Consider the following 22985-nt stretch of genomic DNA (forward strand, 5'->3'; position numbering starts at 1 on the left):
CTAATTATTGATAGTGGGTGTTGCCCGGTGCTTCTCGCGGTATTCCCGGGGCGAGATACCCGACCAGCCTCTGAACGCCCGGGTAAAAACGGCCGGATCGGAATAGCCAATCGACTCGGCAATCTTATTGATTGGCGTGGCCTGATTAGCCAGCAGGTAAACGGCTTTGTCGCGCCTGACAATATCCTTAATCTTCTGAAACGAGGTTCCTTCGTCTTTAAGTTTGCGCATTAACGTGCGCCGGTTCATATGCAGTTGCTCGGCAAAGGTATCTATTGATGCGTCGCAGGTGGCTAAGTCTCTGGCCAGCATTCTTTTGAGCTCAGTAGACAGACTGTAGTCTGCTTCAAACTGGCGGAACAGTTCCAGCGGACAGCGGCCCATGAACGACTTTAACGAAGCTTCCGTTTGCTTTACCGGATTGGCCAGGTAACGGGCCGGAAATACAATAGCCAGCTCATTACACTGAAATTTATGAACGCCCGGGTAAAGGTAGGCATACTCGCTGACATGACGGGGCGCGGGATAGAAAAAACGGGTTTCAGTTAGCGGAATAGCATCGGCGATAAGCCAGGAGGCAAAGCGATGCCAGGCCAGCAGGCAGATTTCTGAAAACAGGTATTCAGGATCGCGCTCCGGCTCTAAGAGGGTCACGGCCAGCACGGCGCTGTCGCCCTCCCGCCTGAGGGTTATAAAATCATCGTGCACCACGAGATTGTAGAATCTGGCCCCCAAACGCAAGGCTTTTTCCAGCGTCGGCTGATGTACGGTTAGCTTACCCATTAAGTTGAAAGTCCCGGACTTAATAGGATGGCGACACTGCCCCATGGACTCATCGCCCAGATAGTCCCACATCGCCTTTTGAAATTGCGCCACCAGCTCGCTGGGCACCCGCACATCCGGCTTGTCGATAATATTCTGCGGAATATTTAATTGCTGCAGGATGGCGTCAGGGTCAACCCCTATGCGCTTTGACTGACGATATAACGCAGTGAGAAAGTGATTCGCTGCGGTCCCATTTTCACCTTGTTGAGGCATTATTGCGCCCATCTGAATTCCTTACTACTGAGTATAGAGACTGAGCGGAACGATGTCATCCGTGCTGCCGGCTCACTGAGTTATACCGGCAACACGAAATGGCGCAGGTGCTCAGTTGAGCGTCAGTGTGTTTTCGCCACCGTTAAGCACTACCGACTGCCCTTGCCAGGTAAAGGTACCGGAGAGTCCCTCGGGCAACGTGACGACGGCCTTAATGCCGGATTCCCCCTGACGTTGAAGCGCCACATCGATGGCACCGAGCGGGTGCGGCATGGTGCCACTCGCGTCCTTAAGCTCACCGAGTTGCGGGGCAATCGTCACCGCACTAAAACCGGGGGCCGCCGAGCGGATCCCCAGCACAATGCTTAGCAAGCCATAGTTGGGGTGAGCCGCCCAGGCATGGGAGTCTGAACGGGTTGGGTCCGGGTTTTCAGGGGTCGACGTCAGCCCCAGAGCGAGAATTTCCTGCCAGGGCGCGAGATGCTCAATATACTGGTCACCCATGCCGGCTTTATGTAAGGCTTCAAACAGATAAAACTGGTAATAGTAAGTGGCCTGAGCCAGGCCCGGCTCATTGAGCACTTTCGCCATCAACGCCTGTTGTTGATCGTCACCGACCGCGCCGGTAAGAATAGCCATAATATTGGTCTGCTGGCTGAAGACTGCTTCGCCGGGCTTGTCTGCATACATCGCAGCCTGCTGATCCCAGCTATGCTGATTAACCGCCGCCAGCAACTGCCTGGCCTGTTCACGGTATTGTTGTGCCTGACCGGCCACCCCAAACGCGGCTTCCAGATTCGCGGCCTGTTGCAGTGCGTAAGCATATTGCAGAGTGATAAGCGTAGAGCCGCCTTCCAGACCACCCGGCGGGATCCCTCTTTCCCATTCAGGCACCCAGTCCATAAATGGCCACCACTCGATGGGCCCCAGTAAACCGTCTTCCCGCAAGCGCGGTTCAAACCAGCTGAAAATGTTGCGCACTTCCGGCAGAAATTGCGCCAGCCATTGTTCATCGCCGCGCTGCATCCAGTAGTCATGCACCATCATTACCCATACCAGCGAAAACGGCGGAATAAACTGATCCATGGCCGACGGATAGCGGCTCGCGGTTAACCCTTCGGCACTCACGGAGTTGGCATATTGCATCAGCGCCTGGCGGAACAGGCGGTCATCGCCGTCCATGTACAAAGTTAACAACGACTGAATTCGGGTATCGCCGGTGTACTGCAGTTGCTCGTAGTAGGGCGTATCAAAATACGAGTCAAAGGCGCACAAGCGCATGGTACGCCAGTTAATGTCCCACATCTCATCGAGCCACTCGGTATCGGCATTAAAGGCCGCTTTCAGCTCCAGCGGATAACCGGTAAATACGCCGTGGAGGTCCTCGATAGTCAGAGCCTCATTCTGAGTCGTCACCACCAGTTCCGCATAGCGATAAGTTCTGAACCATAAGGTCTGAAACGACTCATTGGTCTGGCCTGCCGGATAAATTTTATCCACCAGCCCGTGAATAGTTTTGCCTTCGATGGTGTTGCGGTTGCCTTTGGTACCATCGGGATATTTCAGCGACTCAGCATAAGTCAGGGTAATTTCGCTGTTAGCCCCACCGGAAGTGATAAGGGTTGTATAGGCATTGGTCAGGTGAGACTGATCGAGCAAAATGGTGGCCCGGGTATTGGCCGGAATGGTCAGGCTGCTTTCACCTCGTACAAATTGCTCCGGTACGCTCACTCCTGTGGCTTCGCGCACGGTAGCAAACCGCTCGGGCTTTTCTTCCATTTGCGGCAGCAGGTGCTCAGTGAGCTGCCAGCCAAACGCTACACCAAAAGGCGAAACGCCTTTATCGGCGACAGGCAAGCGTAGTGCGGCGGCGGGTTCCCATGAACTGGCATCGAACGCCGGTTGTTGCCAGCCTTGTGGGATGGCATCACCATAAATAGCTTCGCCCGGTGACGCGGCATAATAGCCCCCCACCTCTTCGCCGGACACGGCGATAAATTCATAGCGACGGTTCTGATAAACCTGCCAGCTATCGTTGCTATTCACGCCGGCGGAGACGTCGCTTAAGCCTTCCACCAGTAAACCGGTTCGTAGCGAAAACTGCGCAACCGGGCGCAGCTCACCCCAGTTCCAAACCTGCACGGCCAGGGTGTTTTCACCCACCTTTAAATACGGAGCGAGATCCAGCGTATCGAACCGCCAGTTGTTGATATCGGAGCGTTCAGGCCCCGCCCCGGCAACCTGACCGTTCACAAATAAGCGGTAGCGATTATCAGCAGAAATACGCACCGGAAATTCTTCCGGGAGCTGCTCAAGGGTGAGGGTGCGACGAAAATACAATACCGCGGCGCTCGCGTCGTTAACGCCCGGCGCAGTAATCCAGGCCGCCGGTTTAGTAGCGACATCCTCAATAACGGGATCCCCGGCAACTTTTTCCTGGGTCTTTGCTGGCTGTTGAGCCGTAGCGCTACAGCCCGTCAGTATAATCAAAGCGCACCCCATTAACAGGTACCAAAGCTTTTGAGTTGTGGTCTTTACATCTGGCATATCAGACAGCTCCCGGTTGGTTAACTGATTGGCTCTTCGGTATCGGCATGGGGTTCCTTCGACCAGAACTGACGCTCCAGACTTTCCGGATCGTTTTGCATGCGACACTCAGCATCGATGATCATGGTTTCCCGGTTAGCCAGTGTAAACGGCTGCCAGGCTGGCTGACTCGGCGCAGAAGGCTGACTATGCCGGGCAAAATTAGCCCACATGGTGCTCATGTTTGCTGCGGTTTGCAGGCGCGCTTCGGCTTTGGGACCAAACTGCGCGGCGGTATTAAATTTCATGGCAATGTCTGAGGCATGAGGTGACCCCTGAGGGAAATCGGTGCCTCTCACCACTTCCGGCGAGTCATAATCAAGAATATAAGAGAACACACTGGCCTCCCCCTGCCGGGCTTTACCTTCGGCAATGCGGTTATGGTGCGCCCGCCAGGGTTTTGCTGTGGTAATAGCAATAAAAATCTCTGAAGGGCTGGCCTGGGGCCGGGATTGTTTAAACGTATTCACCCACGCCGTGGTGCGACTGCCAAGAGTAGGTTTTAAGCGCTGGTGCAAACCTTCCTCGCTGAGGTTAAACACCGATTTATCGCCCTGATAAAAGAATACCGATTCATCTTTACAGGTACCCACCATCAGGGGTTTGCCTGCCGATACCTGCGGGGCATCGGGGCTAAATGGTTCTTCGGGTAACACCTTACCGTCAACCAAAGGCCAGAACATCAATTCGGTTTCACCGGTTTTCGACGCATCCGCCGGGCCATGATTGCCGGGCTGGAAAGGAATAGTGCCCACCTGTGCTTTTACCAATACCTCTGCCGGTAGCGTTAACAGTTCACGGGGATCGGTAACATTGACCCGCCGCATGACCTCGCGGGTCATTTCGGTGGCCTGCTGCCGGGTTTGGTGACCCGGTCCAATAGGGCTTTCAATGGAGGCTTTGGCAAAATAAGGCTGAGCCGATGGCATGGCATACAGCGCAGAGGTTTTACCACCGCCGCCACTTTCACCAAATATCATCACGTTATCCGGATCGCCGCCAAACTGCGCAATATTCTGATTGACCCATTTAAGCGCAGCAACAAGATCCTGCAGGCCCTGATTGCCTTCGTATTCTTCGCCAAGCAATTCACCCAGATACAGATAACCCATCAGCCCCAGACGATGATTCGACTGCACCACCACTACATCGTGCTCGCGGGCCAGTGCCGCGCCATCCTGCCAGGGTGCAGCGCCGGAGCCAATCACAAAACCACCGCCATGCTGATACACCATAACCGGGCGCTTTTTACCATCCAGTGCCGGAGTCCAGACATTCAGGAATAAACAGTCTTCATCCATATCAGGCTGATCCATCCCGAACGGTTGAGACTTTTGCAAGGCCGGTGCGCTAAAGCGAGTGGCATCGCGAACGCCACTCCAGGCAGGCGGTGGTGTTGGCGCTTTAAATCGATTATCTGGCCCCGACACACTGCCGCCGTAAGGCACGCCTTTAAAGGTAAGAATGCCCTGCTCGGCCTGACCGCGTAATTTGCCCTGGGCAGTGGTGGCGACTGGCGCTGAGGAGTTACCGGCCATTGCACCAAAGGGTAACGCCATGGCAGGTACCGACAGTCCGGCGGCAATTAACAGTTTCCTGCGGTTTTGATCAATTGTTTTTTTCATAATGACGACATCTCTAATCCATAGCGTTAAGGCAGAAGGAAAACACACTGCGCCAAAGGGTTTTGGCGGCAGTGTTCAACATTGCACAGGTTTACTGGCACTGGTAGGCACCGGCCTGTGTGGCATCACCCTGGGTATAGGTTGCCACTTTCGGGAAAGGACAAAGCGGCCGGCTATCGCCTGGCATGCTGGCACCGGTAGCCACTACATTAACAGGCGCTTTGCTGTGCTCTACCCAGTCGACCACGGCGCTCAACATATCGAACTGGTCCAGCGTGCGTTCACCGCCGCCACAATGTCCCATTCCTGGCACCATGTATAATTGCGACCATTGCGCTACCGCTTCAGCGCCACCATTAGCCTGTTCCATTTGGTTAAAGTACTTGAGCGTATCTTTAGCCGAGAACCACGGATCGCTCACGCCGTGGAAGAACATCAGTTTGCTGCCCTTATCACTAAAGGTCGACATATTAGTGAGCACCGCATTGCCCGGAGCCAGTGGAAAATGCTCGGCAATGGTGACTTCACGGATAATATCAAAGGGCATGTCCAGCCGTGACTGGCCCAACGGTCCGGGCACCGCCTGCAGTAACCCCGGTACACCACGGCCAGCGGCATTAATGCCGGTATCAAAGTAAAATCCGGGGTAAACCTGGCGACCGTCGGGTAGCTTAGGGCCGGCAAAGGCTTCATCGAGGGCAGTTACCTCATCAACCGACAAGCACTGAGCATGATCGTTGGTAGCGCAGCTTAATTGCTGCGGCGTAAAATCGCAGGCCTCAACGTCGAAGATTAACCCGTCTTCGCTGCCATCAAGGGCGTCACACCGGGCAATCAGCTCATCCACAATAAACGCCTGCTGCGCAGTAGAGAAAGGGGTTTCGCTACCGGTTTCGGAGGCCATACGCAAACGTTTGGCTGACCACAAATCGGCAATTTCAGAGAGGTTAGTACGCCGCGCCGGGGCACCGGCAACAATGCCATCGAACAGTTCCGGGAAACGTTGCGACATAGTCATGGCCTCTCGCCCACCGGTTGAGCACCCGACAAAATAGCTGTTGTCCGGCGCCTGCTGATAAACGTCACTAACCAGTTGTTTCGCCAGCCGGGTGGTTTTTTCCACCGCTCCGGAGTAGAAGTTCAGCAGCGCCACCTGATCGGCAAAAAACGAGGGATCGAATACCGTGTCACTTTGATGGCCGCTGTCAGTACTGGCGACCGCAAAGCCCCGAAACAGGGCTGGTACTTCGCCCGCAGCCAACGCGCCTAATGGCTCTCTGATCACCCCATTAAGGCCACCACCGCCCTGAAAAAGGAACCGCCCATTCCAGTTATCCGGCAAGGATAAGCCAAACCCAATAGCGTAAGACTGACCGTTTGCGCCGGTGCGCTGTTCAAAATAACCGGTAACTTTACAGAACGGTGCAAAGTGGCCCTGCTGTGCCGAACTCAACCTGTCGAGGGTTTGTAACTGTTGTGCTGAGCTGACATAGACAGCCGATTCAATGGCTAAATCTATCCCATCAGCGGTCAGGGTTGTCAGCGCGTCACAGCGCTGTTGCGGGGATAAGTTACCTGATGCAGCAGGAGGGGTCTGGGCAGAGCAACCGCCTAAAGCCCCTATTAATAAGCCAGCAATGATTGCCTTGGTGTTAGAATACATAATTGCTCATTTACCTTGTCGAAAACGCTTTTCACAGAAAAAACAAAAAGCTGGCGGGCAATTTTACCTGCGCGCCAACTTTATTACCCGTTCGCTAACCTTAAAACTGGTAGCTTACATCCACACCGATAGTACGAGGCGCGCCGTAGAATTCGGTATTCGCATCCAGGTTCTGACCAGTGATGTATTCTTTATCCGTCAGGTTGCGAACATAGCCCTGCACCTTCCAGTCGTCCTGCTCATAAGTCACCAGCGCCGACCACAACCCTCGCGAATCAAGCAAGTCGGTGGTGGAGTTATACAGCAGGCTGGTCCACTGCTCATCTACCCACGCGTAGTTGATCCGCGGAGTCAGGAAAGCGCCATTGGGTAATTCAAATAAATACTCGGCACCGGCTGTAAAGCTGAATTCCGGCGCATAGAGATTATTCCCGCCATCCGAGGTGGCCAGATAAGGGGCGTAATCAAAACAGGCACCGCTGGATGGATCCAAATCACCACTACATTGTGGCAGCGGTGAGTCCGGTAGCCCTGGCAAACGGGTATTCACAATCGGTTGAGTAGGCTCAAGATCGGAGTTCACGTAAGATGCCGAAAAGTCCAGGCGTAAATAATCAAAGTGGGCGTTCAGCGCCAGCTCCACGCCGCTGATACTGGCTTGTGCCACGTTATACACTTCATTACGACCGGTAGTGATATCCAGGTTGGTATTCTGGAAATTATCATAATCACTGTAGAATACCGCTATGGTTGGCTGTAATTGACCATCCATGATGGACCCTTTCCAACCGGCTTCATAGGCAATCACTTTTTCAGGCTCGAACGAGGAGGTTTCGGAGTTGATACCACCTGGTTTATATCCCTTGGCGACGTACGCGTAAAAGTTGCTGTTTTTACTGGCCGCGTAATTGATTGATACTTTGCCCATTAGCTCGTCATCTTCGTAATCACCGGAAATTTGCGCTACCGGGATCCCGCCTTCCGGGAAACCAGGAATGCCGTTACCAATAACCACACCAGCGCCCGGCAGAATACCGGCTTCAAACCAGGCTTTTCGCACGCCCACTTCCAGCGTTAAATCGTCACTGAGATCATAACCAATCTGACCGAATACTCCCTTGGTGATTTTTTCATTTTGCAGGTCAATCTCTACCGGGAACGGGCCGTTATCGATATCTACCAGGATTTCATTTTTCTGATAATAAGCACCAACTACCCAGGTTAAGGTGCCTTCGTCGGGTGAGATAAGGTTAAACTCATGGCTGACCTGATCTTCTCGAACCACCTGTTTCTGTGTAGAAACACCAATGTTCGAGCCATCATAGTCGTACATATTATCAATTTCTTTCACCTGGTCGCCGGACACCCATTTAGCCGTGAGACCATTGGCAAATTCATAAGTCATATCCAACAACAGCGTATCAGCAGATTCATTATTGTAAGAATCGGTGTTGTAGCTGAGTTCCCGAATGTCACCGGTGCGTCCTTCAGCAAACTCAGTATTGGCCAGCGGACGCCAGGCAAAGCCGCCGTTGGATTTTTCCGTGGTTTCATACTTCACATAGATTTCTGCGCTATCGACAGGCGCCCACAATAATCCCACCCGGGCACTCTTTTCGTCGAGACTGCCAGCGGTGGTCGGCTCGTCTCCGATACTGTCATAAAAGCTGTCGCGATTTTCATAGTTCACCGCAACCCGGGCGGCAAAGGTTTCCGCCACCGGCAGATTGAGCGCCGCTTGGGCTCTTTTTGTATTGTAGTTGCCGACGCCCAGCAGGACGTTTCCTTCAAAGCCACCATCCACATCCGGCCGGCGCGAATTGACCATAATGGCGCCCCCGGTTGAGTTCGACCCGGCAAAAGTCCCCTGCGGTCCACGCAGTACCTGAATGTATTCCACATCATAAAAATTAAGCGTGCTCACAATCGGCGGCTGAAACAGGCCATCAATATAGGTGCCTACGCCGTTAGTTACATCCGGATCGCCCGATGCCAGACCAATACCGCGAATATTCACCGACTGAGTAATACCCGCATCGGTAACAGTGAGGCCTGGCGATGCGAACTGCAGATCGTCGAGTCGTTCAACGGCTTTACGTTCGAGGTCTTCGCTGGACAGCGCCGTCAGCGACGCAGAAATATCCTGCACCCGCTTAACCCGGCGTTCGGAAGCAACGGTAATCACCTCAATATCCTCGTCAGCTTTGCTCTCTGCGTTGTCGTTGTTCGATTGCGCCATCGCACTTTGCATGGTTGTCGCCAGCAGTACAGTGGAAATGGCCATTGCTACACGAGTCGGTTTTAATAGTGATGTCGCAGTCGATAAATACATAGGGCAATCCTGTTAATTAATATCATTGTAATTTTCACGGCCGGTGCGAACCCTTTTGTTACGCACTTGTAAAATCAAAATCCGTCTTTTTATGGCCTGATGACCAGTGTCTTACCTGACAATTTTGTTCTGTATGCAGAAGTTAAAGGGTTATTAACAGCTCGTAAATTGCAAAAAATGACTGTTTAATTGACTATTTGCGCCATAAAAAATCATTATGCAAAGTAAAGACCACCTCAATGATAGATATTGATTGCTTTTGAATGAAATTTAGCATTTCTGTTGGAAAGGTCAAATTTAAATATTTTTTAACAAATAGAGCGTGTAAATATCGCATTTGTTAAAAGCTGTCACATCATGCTTGGCTACGCTCTATACAGACCCGCCAACAATGACCACGGCTTAAAGAAAGGGAGTCGGTTAGCAGCAGGACCGGGCTTAGGTGGCAGTAGCCAAAATCCGTCACTGGCGTTTCGCCGTTAAATGACGTCCGGCTATCACTCAGAAGAACGCCCTCCGAACGCTATTCGGTTTTAACGCTATACTGCTGCATTAGCCGGCGCCGGCATCTGGCTGACCTGACGGCAGTCGCCACCCGCGCCTGATTATTGCTAATGAAAGTGAGAATACTGGCTGGCATTAACAATCTGCATAACTTCCCCCCAACGGAGAATGGGGAACGCGCCTTATAAATGAGCAGCCGGCACATTCTGTTAACACTTTTAGCGCCGGGTCTAACTGGATTATCTTTCAATAAACAAAGAGATAATCCGGGTAGCTGAGCGCAGACGAAGAATAATTAGGGGTTTGTATATTATCCTTTGGTCGTAGTTTCAGACATAATTTTTCAGCCCGGCAAACCCGACCAGAATCAGGGCTGGCCAGACCTTTGATGATCCATGGCGAATTGATGTTTTGCTGGCAGATATTTTGCCGTACCCTCTGCCCGCAGTTGGCAGAAGCAATTTATACTGAAGTTAGCTAAATGGGCATTTATCATAATATTATCCAGTTTTTCCATTTCTTCCTCCATGTTAAGTAAGTGTTAATCTCACTAGCATGCGCTACAACATTTGCTATACATTTGAAAAGATAAACTTCTTTAGATGAATTTAAATTTTGCCTAACGCTTAAATTCATTGGCCTGTGCCTTACTTTAAGAAGTTTTCGTTGGCTGGGAGAACTACTGAGTGAAAACGATTCATCACAAAAAAACCATGTTAGCGATGCTGATTGGCGCATCACTAAGCATGACTGCGAATGCACAAGAAAATACATCTGACGCAGAAGACGCTGCCGAAGTTGAAGTGATTCAGGTTAATGGTCTGCGCGGCAGTAACCTGCGCACGCTGAACAACAAACGTTACTCGGCAACCATTGTTGACGGTATCTCCAGCGAAGAACTGGGTAAGTTCCCGGATCAGAACGTGGCGGAATCCCTGCAACGTATTACCGGTATCTCTATCGACCGTAGTGGCGGTGAAGGTCGCTTCATTACTGTTCGAGGTCTGGGCCCGGAATTCAACTCAGTACTGTACAATGGTCGCGTACTGGCCACCGAAAACTCAGGCCGCGAATTCAGCTTTGATATTCTGGCAGCTGAAGCCATTAGCGGTGCCAATGCCTATAAATCATCCACCTCAGATTTAATCTCTGGTGGCATCGGTGCAACGGTTAACCTGACTACGGCTAAGCCAATGGATACCGAAGGTACCCAGGCAGCATTTAGTGCCAAAAGCACTTACGACACCCTGGCCGAAAAATATTCGCCACAGGTTTCAGGTGTATACAGCTACTCAAACGATAAGTTTGGTGCACTGGTTTCGTTAAACTACGTAAACCGTAACTACCGCGTACAGGAAGCCATTACCGATGGCTGGATCCAGCGCGATTTCAGCTACATCCCAAATCAGGCAGGCCCGGGTGATTACACTCAGGTTATGGCGCCTCGTAACGTAGATTTCCGCGACGACAGCGGCGAGCGCGAGCGCATCGGCGGTACAGTAGTGATTCAGGCACGTCCAACCGACGATATCCTGGTAACCGCTGATATCCTGTACTCTAAGTTTACCGTTGACTCATCGGTTATGACTGCCGCCAGCTGGACCCACGACTGGGTAGCCGGCTTCGACTCCGCTTACGTTGACGAAAACAACACCATGCTTGCCTACGGGTATGCCGATGATGTTGCCGGTCTGTCTTCTGACTTCGTACAGCAGGCTTTCAACCGTCCAACTGAAACCCGCCAGGTGGGTTTAAACATGGAATGGTTCGTTAATAACGAACTGGAACTGAACTTTGACGTTTCTTATTCAGATGCTGTTAACGATGCAGGCGGCACCGGGCAGTTCGTAATTGCCGGTATGCCAAATGCTAACCCGCGTTACGATTACACCAACGGCGGTGACTACGGTTCACTTTCATACGACAACGCCATGAGCGCCGGTGCGCTGCGCAGCCACTCACTGTACTTCAGTGGTCGTGACGTGAACGACAAAATGTCACAGTTCAAAGTAGACGGTAAATACACCTTAGGTCATGACTTCGCCGATATCATTCACTTTGGTGTGTACGGTTCAAGCCGCACCAAAGGCCGTCAGGACTATGACAACGGCACCAATGGTAACGTGTTCAGTGGTTACAACAACGACGTACCGGATGAGATCTTCCACCCGGTTAATCAGGGCGGTTTCTTAAACGGCGGCGTACCTTCTACCTGGTACACCTTCGACGCTTACGAATATGCCGACTTCCTGTGGTCAGAGTCTAACATTCAGCAAAACATCATCGATGCAGGCAGTGGTTATGCCGACTCTATCGAGTTACGTCGTCAGTTAGGCGGCCCCTACGCTCGTCCTAACCGCAACAGCATCGCCAGTGTGTCTGAAGATGTGGTAGAAGCGTACTTCCGGGTTGACATCAACACCGAAGTCTCGGATATGCCGCTGTCTGGTAACTTTGGTTTACGTTATTCCTACACCGACATTGAAGCGGTTGGCTACAGTGCCCTGGTAACGGATATTGAGCCGGTAACCGGTGATGACACGCTGCTGAACCTGACGCTTAGCGACACCATGCGTCTGGCCGAAACCAATGACTACGATTACTGGTTACCGTCACTGAACTTAAAATTAGACGTTACCGGTGAGCACGTGGTGCGCTTCTCGGCTTCACAGTCGATTGCCCGTCCTACGCTAACCCGTATGACGCCGGGACTGAGTGGTTACAATGGTCGCCTGAATGCATCTACCGCTTACGGTGGTAACCCGCAACTGCTGCCTTACGAGTCGACTAACCTCGACCTGGCGTGGAACTGGTATTACGACGAAGCCAGCTACTTAGGTGTGTCGGCATTCCGCAAGCGGGTAGATAACTTTATCTCCAGCATCACGCTGCCGGAAGACATTCTGCCGGGTAACCCTTACGGCGAATTTAACGTCACCCGTGAGCGTAACGCGGAAGCGGCAAACATCACCGGTTTAGAACTGGCGGTACTGCACACTTTCGAAAGCGGCTTCGGTTTACAGGCTAACTACACCTTTGTTGACTCGGACGATGATTTCGACCCGACCAATAACGTGGAAACCTTTGCGCTGGAAGGTCTGTCAGACTCTTACAACCTGATTGCCTTCTACGAGAAAGACGACATCCAGGTACGTATTGCCTACAACTGGCGTGATGAGTACCTGTCACAAGCGGTTGGTGCTTACAGCCAGCCGGTGATGGTAGAAGCGTACGGTCAGCTGGACTTTACCGCGACTTACGACGTTAGCGAGAACCTGTCGGTCTTCGTAGACGGCACCAACGTACTGGACAACGAAAGCAGAAGCTTCTCTATTTACAAAGAGCGCCTGCTGAACTTCCAGGCCACAGGCGCACGATTCTCTCTGGGCGCCCGTTACACTTTCTAAGTGAACAGGCACTGCCCTACGTAAAAGCCCCGGTCATCTGACCGGGGCTTTTTTTATGCCTGAATAACGCGGTTTACCTGAATATTGCTAGGAAGGTTCGTTGATTAAACTAAACGCCTTACGGTAGTTCTTAGGTGACAACTCATTGTGCCGTTTAAACAAACGTGAAAAATAAAATGCGTCGTTATAACCCAGCGAGGAAGCAATATTCTGAATCGGCTCATTGGTGAGTTTGAGCTTATCGCAGGCCGATTGCATCTTCAGCCGGGTAAAAAACTCCAGCGGCGGCACGTTCATCTTATTTTTAAACAGCGCCGCATAGTGGGTTGGCGACCAACCGGCGATTTCAGCAAGCTGGTCGAGGGTTAGCAGCCGGTGCAGACTCTTTTTCATCACCTCCACCGTTTTTTCTATTCTTTTCTCTACCCCTTGCTGGCTGGCTTTAATTGAACGCTGATAAAGCTTACAGATACCAAAAAAATGGCCCAGGCTGGTCGATAAACACAGCAGTGATGTGTTGGTATAGCCGCTTTCGGTATGCTGGTATACATCCTCGAAGGCATCCATTAAACCACTGATGTTCGGAATGTTAATAATTGGATCCTGAACCGTGATTTGTAGCTCCTCAAGGTAATACGGGAACATATTTCCACGAATATGAAACCAGAAAATAGTCCAAGGATTTTCATGATCCGCTTCATAGGAATGAGGACAATGCGCCGGAATAACAATCAGGTGGCCAGGCTTTAAATGCCACTCACCACCATTAAAACGGCACACCCCTTCACCGGCCAGGCAAACGATCACAATGGACTCGGGCGCTCCCTCTCCACGCTTTACGTAATGCCCCTTCACGGATTCAAAGGTACCGATATGGGTAGGAAATAACCCGGCACAAATCGGATTTTTTAAAGCGGTTTCCACCATAGCCGGCGGGACCACAATAAGGCGCTGACCGGGAAACCCTTCTGACATTCTTAACATTCGTTACTCACTAATCACGAAAATCATAAGATAGTTAATGTTATACGAATTTTTATCCATTTTAAAAATTAATTAACAACCCTATAGTCCATGTCCAATAGAGAAAGTATGCAGGGTTAACTGCACAACGCAAAACAGGTTGTAATTTATGAGTCAAAGACTGCTTGGAAAAGTCGCTATTGTCACTGGTGCTGCTATGGGTATTGGCGCCGAAGTGGCACGTACTTATGCGCAGGAAGGCGCAAAACTGGCGCTGTTCGATATGCGTCACGACGATTTGGAAACACTCAAAGCAGAACTCATCAGTGAATACGGTTGCCAGATTAACCTTTACCAACTCGACGTGGGCGATGCCGAAGCCGTCACCGCTGCAGTGAATGACGTAGCCAACACCTTTGGTCAGATTGATATTCTGGTTAACAATGCCGGTACCAACGTGTTTAACGATATTCTTAATCTTACCGAGGCCGACTGGGAACGCTGTCTTTCAGTGAACCTGATGGGTGCGCTGAATTGTTGCCGCGCTGCCCTCCGTCATATGCTGGAAAGCAACTACGGCAATATCGTCAACATTGCCTCAGTACACGGCCATAAAATCGTTAAGGGCGCTTTCCCCTATACTATATCCAAGCACGCCATTATTGGCTTGTCGCGCTCACTGGCCATTGAATATGCCGATCAGGGTATTCGGGTGAACTCCATATCACCAGGCCTGATCGATACACCGCTGGCCAAAAGCTACTTTGCCAGCTGCGCAGACGCCGAAGCAGAGCGTGAAAAACAGCGCCAGATCATTCCGGTGAAACGCTTTGGTCAGCCTGAAGAAGTGGCGCAAACCGCGCTGTTTTTAGGATCCGATGAAGCGCGCTTTATTAACGCAACCGACATCCTTATCGATGGCGGTCGCAGCCAGGTCTATTGCGACTAAACGGCACGAAGAGGTTTAAGTAGTACTATGACAAATCAGCATGAAAACAGCCCGCAAATTAACACCGCGTTTATCTGGTTAATTAGTTTAACCGCGGCCTGTGGTGGCCTGTTATTCGGATACGACTGGGTGGTTATTGGCGGCGCCAAGCCCTTTTACGAAGTGTACTTTGGCATTAGCTCACCGGCGTTATCCGGCTGGCTGATGTCTTCAGCACTGGTGGGTTGTATTGGTGGCGCACTGGTAGCGGGCGTACTGGCCGATAAAGTAGGCCGCAAGTACGCGCTGATTGTCTCGGCCCTGCTGTTTGTTATTTCGGCGGCCGGAACCGCACTGGCTGATGGCATTACCCCGTTTGTGTTGTACCGTATTTTGGGCGGCATCGGCATTGGTATTGCCTCTACCGTTTCGCCAATGTACATCTCGGAAGTAAGCCCGGCGGATCGCCGCGGTAAACTGATTGCGGTAAACCAGCTGACCATCGTAATTGGTGTACTGGCCGCGCAAATCGTTAACCTGATGATTGCCGAGCCGGTCGACGGTGATATCGCCATGACATCGTGGAATGTGACCGACGGCTGGCGCTACATGTTTGCCGCCGAGCTCATTCCAGCAGCGCTGTTCTTTGTGCTGATGTTTGTAGTGCCTGAATCGCCGCGCTGGCTGGTAAAAATGCGCCGCAAACAAGATGCCGAACAGGTACTGGCCAAAGTGGGCAGCGGTAACTACGCCGCCACTAACCTGGCCGAGATTGAGGCTAGCTTTGGTGCCGACGAGAAAAAATTCTCACTGGCGGATCTTAAATCAGTAAAACCCTTACTGATCATCGGTATTGTGCTGGCGTCATTCCAGCAGTGGTGCGGCATTAACGTAATCTTTAACTACGCTCAGGAAATTTTCGCCTCCGCCGGGTTCGACGTTAACGACACCTTAAAGTCTATTGTGGCCACCGGCATTATTAACTTGGCGTTTACCATTTTAGCGCTGCCCATGGTAGAAAAGATGGGCCGCAGAACCCTGATGATCATTGGCTCTAGCGGCTTAGGTGTACTGTACTTAATTATCTCGGGCATGTATTACGCCGGTATCGACGGCCTGCCACTGCTGGTAATGGTGCTGTGCGGCATTGCTACCTACGCCTTAACCCTGGCGCCGGTAACCTGGGTATTACTGGCCGAAATCTTTCCCAATAAAGTGCGCAGTAGCGCCATGTCGGCTTGTACGCTGGCGTTATGGCTGGCCTCTTTTGGCCTGACCTTTACCTTCCCGTTCCTGATTGAAGCCTTTGCCGCTTCCGGCAGCTTCCTGTTTTACGCGTTAATTTGTTTTGTGTCTTTCCGCTTTATCTGGCTGTACGTGCCGGAAACCAAAAAGCTGACTCTGGAGCAAATCGAAAAGAACCTGGCCGGCGACAAGCTGGTTCGTCAGAACGGATAACGGGAGCCGCTAATGAAAATAAAACAACTACGCCTTTATCCGGTAGCACCGCGCTGGTGCTTCCTGGCCATCGACACCGACGAAGGCGTTACGGGCTGGGGTGAGCCCATTATCGAAGGCAAGGTCGAAACCGTGATGGCGGCGGTGAAAGAGCTGGAGTTTTACCTGCTCGATAAAGACCCTTCGCAAATTAACGACCTGTGGCAACTGCTGTATCGCGGCGGATTTTACCGCGGTGGCCCTATTTTAATGTCGGCGATTGCCGGTATTGAACAAGCCCTGTGGGACATCAAAGGCAAGGTAATGGGGCAACCCGTGCACCAGCTGTTAGGTGGCCGCGTACGCGACAAAATGAAAGTGTATTCCTGGGTAGGCGGTGACGATCCGGCCGATGAGATTGCCCAAATCCAACAGCAGCAAGCCCTGGGCCGCAACACCTTTAAGCTAAACGGCTGCGGCAAAATGGCGCTCATCGATTCGCATAAAGCGGTGGATGAAGTAATTGAGCGGATTGGTTTAATTCGCGAGACCTTTGGTAATACCGTGGATTTTGGCCTCGATTTCCATGGCCGCGTGTCGGTCCCCATGGCCAAAGTACTGCTAAAAGAACTGGAATTTGCCCGCCCGCTGTTTGTTGAAGAGCCGGTACTAGCCGAGCAGTATGAGCAGTACTCGGTGCTGAGCAACAGCACCTCAATTGTGCTGGCAGCCGGTGAGCGCATGTACTCCCGCGCCGAGTTTAAACGCGTGCTGTCGCGCGGTGGCCTGGGCATTTTGCAACCCGATGTATCCCACGCTGGCGGCATTCTGGAAACAATTAAAATTGCCGCCATGGCCGAAGCCTACGATGTGACCCTGGCACCGCACTGCCCGCTTGGCCCCATTGCGTTTGCAGCGTGCCTGACCGTGGACTTTGTGTCTTACAACGCGGTACTGCAGGAAACCTCGCTGGGCATGCACTACAACACCGGCGCCGATCTGCTCGACTATGTGCTCAACAAAGACGACTTTGCCATTACCGATGGCTACATCGCACCGCTGACCAAACCAGGGCTTGGCGTAGAGCTCAATGAAGACGCAATTTATCAGGCCGCCGAGCAACATACCGGCTGGCGTAACCCGGTTTGGCGACACCAGGATGGCTCGGTCGCTGAATGGTAACCCTTTAAAAAATACAGCTAAGACAATGTTTGAATTAATAGACACAATCGACGTAGAAAACACCCTCGGTGAAGGGGTGACCTGGGACACCGAAACCCAAACCGTGTGGTGGACCGATATTGAACAGAAGAAACTGTTTGCCTACCACGTCACCGAGCGCGAACTGGTAACCTTTGATACCCCGCATCGGCTGTGCGCTTTCGCCTTAACTAAAGACACCGGCGTGTTGCTGGCTGCCTTTGATTGCGGTATCGGGCTACATAACCTGACCACCGGCGACACCGACTGGCTGTTTAAATTTCCTGGCGATGCCACCGTGCGTTTCAATGACGGTCGTACCGATGCCAAAGGCCGCTTCTGGGTAGGTACCCTGAACGAAGATGGCGACAAAACCGCGAGCTCCGGCCTGTACCGGGTAGACACCAATATGCAGGTCACCAGGGTCGAATCGAACGTGGGTATTTGTAACGGCCTGGCCTGGAATACCGACGCCACCCGGTTTTACATGGCCGACTCTTCCCGACAAATCATTTATCAGTATGTGTTTGATAAAGACAGCGGCGAGATTTCTGACAAATCGCCGTTTAAACAAATGGAAGCCACCGCGGCGCCTGATGGCGCGATTATGGGCAGTGACAATCACCTTTACAGCGCCCTGTGGGGCGGTAACTGCGTGGCTCGCATTGCCCCGGGCGGCCAAGAAGAACGCTTTGAAGTACCGGTAGAACAGCCTACCTGCGTTGCCTTTGGCGGCGAAGACAACGACCTGCTGTTTGTTACGTCGGCCCGCTACGCGCTGTCTGACGAGGCCATCGCCAACGCGCCGCAATCCGGCAGCCTGTTTATTTACCGCACCGGCTTTAAAGGCAGCCAGAGCCCGCGCTTTGCAGGGGAAACCGCTTATGACTAACGCAACACCGGCCAGTATTCTGGTTGACTGGGGCACCACCAACTTTCGTGCGTACCTGCTGGATGAGCAGGGCAATTGTATTGCTGAAAAAAGCGCGCCGAGTGGTATTTCCCAAATCAACGGTAAGTTTGAGTTTACCCTGAACGTCAATATTGGCGACTGGCTAAAGCAGTACGGTGAACTCACCGTGGTACTCGCCGGCATGATTGGCAGCCAGATCGGCTGGAAAAACACGCCCTACGTTGACTGCCCGGCGCCGGTTGAAGGTTACGGCCAGTACGGCGTTCAGGTGCCGGAATTTAATAACGGCAACTGCTGGATAATCCCCGGCATGAAGCAAGACACCGCCGATGGCAAAGTAGATGTCATGCGCGGCGAAGAGCTGCAGGTAATTGGTGCCAGCTTACTGGCCGGTAACCATGACGCCACTTACTGCTGCCCGGGCACGCATAATAAATGGGTACAGGTGCAAAACGGTGAAATACGGACCATCACCACCGCCATGACCGGTGAAATGTTTGCCCTGCTGTCGAACCACTCCATTCTGGCCAACTCGCTGGATAAAAGCAGCGAACCAGACGAAGCGGCATTTAAAAAAGGCCTGGAATACAGCCAGCAACCCGGTGGTCTGCTTAACCATATTTTTAGTGTACGCACCCAGTTTGTTACCGGTAAGCAAGACACTGACGCCGGCGCCGGTTATCTGTCCGGCATTTTAATCGGTCATGAAATTCGCGCCTTACTTGAAGCGGGTAATAACCAGCTTGGTACCTGCCACATTATTGGCAGCTCGGGCCTGAGCAAGCTGTACCAGACTGCCCTGAACCACTTTGGCATCAGCAATACGCTGGTTGCTGATAAAGACGCCAGCATTGCCGGCGCCAACTCTCTTATTCAGATGTTAAAGGATAAATTATGTCACTCCTGACTCCCTACATGACCATGCCCCTCATCGCCATCTTACGCGGTGTGACAGAAGATGAAGTGGTCGAAGTGACCGGCGCGCTGATCGAAGAAGGCTTCACCATGATTGAAGTGCCGCTTAATTCGCCCAATGCCGTAGAAAGCATTCGCCGTATTGTTGAGGCCTTTGGCGATAAAGCCCTGATTGGTGCCGGTACGGTATTAACCGTAGAAGAAGTTGAGGCCGTTGCTGCGGTAGGCGGCAAGCTGATTGTGTCGCCCAATATTAACGTGGATGTGGTGAAACGCACCAAAGAGCTGGGCATGATTTCAGCACCTGGTGTATCGACCCCTACGGAATTATTTGCCGCCATTCAGGCCGGTGCCGATGCCGCTAAAGCCTTCCCGGCCGACGCGATTCCACCGTCTACCATTAAAGCCTGGAGCTCAGTAACCCCGAAAGGTTACCCCATTCTTGCCGTTGGCGGCGTTAACGCCGACAACATGGCCGACTATCTGGCCGCGGGCGCAGTAGGATTTGGTATTGGCAGCAACCTGTATAAGCACGGCAAAACCGTTGACGAAGTTCGCTCTGTCGCAAAGCAATTAGTTCAGGCTATCTCGGCCCAATAAGCAATGAGAAGTACAATGAAAAAATCATATAACACTTTATTTAGCGCGCTGCTGGCCCTTGGCCTGACAGCGTGTGGCACAACTAACGACGCCCCTTCACAACAAAGCCTGTCTTTAGCGGGCGAATGGCAGGTAAAACTCGACCCGAATAACGTTGGCAACAGCGAAAACTGGGCACAAACCGCCATTAGCGGCCAGGCAATGAGCCTGCCATCCACCCTGGACGACGCGCAAATTGGTACGAAGAATACCCGCGAGCCGGCCATTAATAACTACGTACTGTCGCACCTGACCCGCGAATATGAATACATTGGCGTGGCCTGGTACCAAAAAGAAGTCACTATTCCGGACAACTGGCAGGGCAATACCATTGAGCTGGAACTGGAACGGGTGATCTGGGCATCAGAAGTGTTTGTAGACGGCAAATCCGTTGGTAAACAGGATAGCCTGATTGCTTCGCACAACTTCGATTTAACGCCCTTCTTAACGCCGGGCAAGCACGTGATCACCGTACGCATCGACAACGGCGATCAGCACCCTGAAATTAACATTACCAGCGACAAATACCCGCTGGAATCAAGCCAGCAAATGGCGCACGCCTACACCAACCACACGCAAATTAAGTGGAACGGTATGTTAGGTGATATTGAACTCACCGCGCACACAGCCAATACTCCGGACGATCTGCAGGTGTATCCTAACCTGCAGGACAACAGCATTACCGTGAGCTTTACTCAGGCGACGCCGGCAGCTGGCGATGTGGCGTACACCATCAGCACTACCGACGGCAAAGTGGTTGCCGAAGGCACAGCCAGCAATGCCAAAGTGGCCGAAGGCAAAGTCAGCTTTACCATTGCCAAGCCTGAAGGCGTAGAACTGTGGGACGAATTTAACCCGAATGTGTATGAGCTGGCGATTAACCCTGACAACAGTGGTTCTGAAGCACCGGTTGCAGCCACCTTTGGCTTCCGCGAAGTCAGCCAGGCCAATGGTGATTTACTGCTTAACGGCCAGCGTATCTTCCTGCGTGGTAACCTGGATGCGGCAATTTTCCCGCTAACCGGCCACCCGCCAATGGATAAAGAAGGTTGGTTAGACATCCTTAAGCAAGCCAAAGCCTATGGTCTTAACCACTTCCGTTTCCACTCCTGGGCACCACCAGCGGCCGCCTTTGAAGCCGCCGATGAAATTGGCTTTTACTATCAGGTAGAGCTGCCGCACTGGAGCCTGATTGTAGGTGAAGATGCCGACGCTACCGACTTCCTGCGCCGTGAAGGTCAGCGCATTATTGAAGAATATGGCAATCATCCGTCGTTTATTATGATGGCCATGGGTAACGAGCTGGAAGGCGACCTGGAAACCCTGAGTAACCTGGTTAAAGAATATAAAGCGCAAGATGGCCGCCACCTGTATGCCTCTACCGCGTTCTCTTTCCAGAAGCCGCAGGAACAGTGGCCACTGGCAGTTGATGAGTACTACATTACCCAATGGACCGAGAAAGGCTGGGTGCGTGGTCAGGGGATCTTTAACACCAACTCACCGAGTTTTGATAAAGACTACACCGAAAACGCCGAATACATCAGCGTACCACTGGTTTCCCACGAAATAGGTCAGTACTCGGTGTACCCGGACATGAGCGAAATTCCTAAGTACACCGGCGTATTAAAGCCGCTTAACTTTATGGCCATTAAACAGCAGCTCGAAGAGAAAAATCTCATCGACCTGGCCGATGAGTTTACTTACTCATCAGGCAAACTGGCCGCCATTCTGTACAAAGAAGAAATCGAACGCGCACTGAAAACGCCAAGCTTTGATGGCTTCCAGTTACTGCAATTACAGGACTTCCCTGGCCAGGGCACCGCGCTGGTTGGCTTACTGAATGCGTTCTGGGGCTCTAAAGGCGTAATCAGCGCCGAAGAATTCCGTGAGTTTAACAGCGAGCTGGTACCGTTAATTCGCTACAGCAAAGCGGTATACGAAAACGGCGAAAGCTTTGACGCGTCGATTGAAGTGGCTAACTTCTTTAAAGACCTGGCAGGCCAGAAAATTCACTGGTCGATCACCGATACCGCCGGTACGGTAGTAGCGCAGGATGACATCAACGGTGTGGATTTAACCATTGGTAATAACGTTGAACTGGGCACTATCAGCTACAAGCTGGACGTTGACCAGGCCGAGAAAATGACCGTAAAAGTGTCTCTTGATGGGACTGACTATAAGAACACCTGGTCGTTCTGGGTGTACCCGCAAGATGTGGCGACCGAGTCTGACGCCATTGTTTCTACCACGTCTTACGACGAAGCAGAAGCTGCGCTTAAGCAAGGCAAAACGGTATTCCTGAACCCGGACTTCAATAGTCTGACCGGCGTTGACGGCCGCTTTGTGCCAGTATTCTGGAGCCCGGTACACTTCCCGAACCAGCCGAGCACCATGGGCTTACTGATGGATCCTGAGCACGCGGCACTGGCCAAATTCCCTACCGCTTCGCACACCGACTGGCAGTGGTGGGACTTAGCCATTAAGTCAAAATCGGTAGAGGTAAACGAAGAACAGGTAACGCCGATTATTCGGGTTATCGATAACTTTGTTACCAACCGCCATCTGGCTAACGTGGTAGAAGCCAACGTGGGCAACGGCAAACTGGTGTTCTCATCGATTGATCTGACCAACGACTTAGACAACCGCCCGGCAGCGCGCCAGCTTAAGCACAGTATTCTTGAGTACATGCAAAGCGATGCGTTTGCACCGAGCAAAACCGTTGAGCTGGACGCCTTAAAAGCGCTGCAGACCGAAGAGTCAAAAGCGCAATTCGAAACCAACGATATTTATAACTAACATTCGTTTTTCGATAAAAAGCCGGGGCCACAGTCTCCG

Annotated in this window: 15 protein-coding genes; 8 read left to right on the forward strand and 7 right to left on the reverse strand. The window is 52.0% G+C overall.

The window, feature by feature from the left end:
- From AC27IB_RS08510 to AC27IB_RS08535, 6 genes are all read right to left on the reverse strand, one after another.
- Positions 1-1050 (reverse strand): AraC family transcriptional regulator, encoded by a 1050-nt coding sequence (locus AC27IB_RS08510; protein ID WP_296051039.1) that lies wholly within the window; start codon positions 1048-1050, stop codon positions 1-3.
- Between the two features lie 99 nt (positions 1051-1149).
- On the reverse strand, positions 1150-3585 hold the full coding sequence (locus AC27IB_RS08515; RefSeq protein WP_487120274.1) for an alpha-L-rhamnosidase-related protein: 2436 nt from the start codon (positions 3583-3585) through the stop codon (positions 1150-1152).
- 20 nt (positions 3586-3605) lie between these two features.
- Positions 3606-5249, reverse strand: coding sequence for a carboxylesterase/lipase family protein (locus AC27IB_RS08520; protein WP_487120276.1), 1644 nt, complete (start codon positions 5247-5249; stop codon positions 3606-3608).
- A gap of 91 nt (positions 5250-5340) precedes the next feature.
- The gene (locus AC27IB_RS08525; RefSeq protein WP_487120278.1) at positions 5341-6912 is read right to left on the reverse strand and encodes a tannase/feruloyl esterase family alpha/beta hydrolase; all 1572 of its coding nucleotides are present in this window, start codon (positions 6910-6912) and stop codon (positions 5341-5343) included.
- 100 nt (positions 6913-7012) lie between these two features.
- A complete protein-coding gene (locus AC27IB_RS08530) occupies positions 7013-9244 on the reverse strand; it encodes a TonB-dependent receptor (protein ID WP_487120280.1) in 2232 nt (743 codons plus the stop codon).
- Between the two features lie 871 nt (positions 9245-10115).
- Positions 10116-10265: a hypothetical protein gene (locus AC27IB_RS08535; protein ID WP_487120282.1), complete on the reverse strand. Its 150-nt coding sequence runs from the start codon at positions 10263-10265 to the stop codon at positions 10116-10118.
- A gap of 169 nt (positions 10266-10434) precedes the next feature.
- Between AC27IB_RS08535 and AC27IB_RS08540 the strand changes: the two genes are divergently transcribed.
- A complete protein-coding gene (locus AC27IB_RS08540) occupies positions 10435-13155 on the forward strand; it encodes a TonB-dependent receptor (protein ID WP_487120284.1) in 2721 nt (906 codons plus the stop codon).
- An 87-nt stretch (positions 13156-13242) separates the two neighbouring features.
- Here AC27IB_RS08540 and AC27IB_RS08545 read toward each other — a convergent pair whose 3' ends face one another.
- Positions 13243-14139 carry an AraC family transcriptional regulator gene (locus tag AC27IB_RS08545; RefSeq protein ID WP_487120286.1) on the reverse strand — a complete coding sequence of 299 codons (897 nt, stop codon included), beginning with the start codon at positions 14137-14139 and terminating at the stop codon, positions 13243-13245.
- 148 nt (positions 14140-14287) lie between these two features.
- Here AC27IB_RS08545 and AC27IB_RS08550 point away from each other — a divergent pair, with 148 nt between their 5' ends.
- Genes AC27IB_RS08550 through AC27IB_RS08580 form a run of 7 tightly spaced genes read left to right on the forward strand, consistent with a single transcriptional unit; the run spans position 14288 to position 22946 of the window.
- Positions 14288-15067, forward strand: a complete 780-nt coding sequence (locus AC27IB_RS08550; protein WP_487120288.1) for an SDR family oxidoreductase — start codon at positions 14288-14290, stop codon at positions 15065-15067.
- 27 nt (positions 15068-15094) lie between these two features.
- On the forward strand, positions 15095-16504 hold the full coding sequence (locus AC27IB_RS08555) for a sugar porter family MFS transporter (RefSeq protein ID WP_487120290.1): 1410 nt from the start codon (positions 15095-15097) through the stop codon (positions 16502-16504).
- 12 nt (positions 16505-16516) lie between these two features.
- A complete protein-coding gene (gene dgoD / locus AC27IB_RS08560; RefSeq protein ID WP_487120292.1) occupies positions 16517-17665 on the forward strand; it encodes a galactonate dehydratase in 1149 nt (382 codons plus the stop codon).
- 25 nt (positions 17666-17690) lie between these two features.
- The gene (locus AC27IB_RS08565) at positions 17691-18575 is read left to right on the forward strand and encodes an SMP-30/gluconolactonase/LRE family protein (RefSeq protein ID WP_487120294.1); all 885 of its coding nucleotides are present in this window, start codon (positions 17691-17693) and stop codon (positions 18573-18575) included.
- Positions 18568-19503, forward strand: coding sequence for a 2-dehydro-3-deoxygalactonokinase (locus AC27IB_RS08570; protein ID WP_487120296.1), 936 nt, complete (start codon positions 18568-18570; stop codon positions 19501-19503). Before AC27IB_RS08565 ends, AC27IB_RS08570 begins: the two co-directional genes overlap by 8 nt.
- A complete protein-coding gene (locus AC27IB_RS08575) occupies positions 19491-20111 on the forward strand; it encodes a 2-dehydro-3-deoxy-6-phosphogalactonate aldolase (RefSeq protein WP_487120298.1) in 621 nt (206 codons plus the stop codon). The genes AC27IB_RS08570 and AC27IB_RS08575 overlap by 13 nt, the downstream gene beginning before the upstream one ends.
- 15 nt (positions 20112-20126) lie before the next feature.
- Positions 20127-22946 (forward strand): sugar-binding domain-containing protein, encoded by a 2820-nt coding sequence (locus AC27IB_RS08580; RefSeq protein WP_487120300.1) that lies wholly within the window; start codon positions 20127-20129, stop codon positions 22944-22946.
- The last annotated feature ends 39 nt before the right edge of the window (positions 22947-22985 follow it).

Source organism: Alteromonas sp. 4NH20-0104 (genome assembly GCF_057547795.1).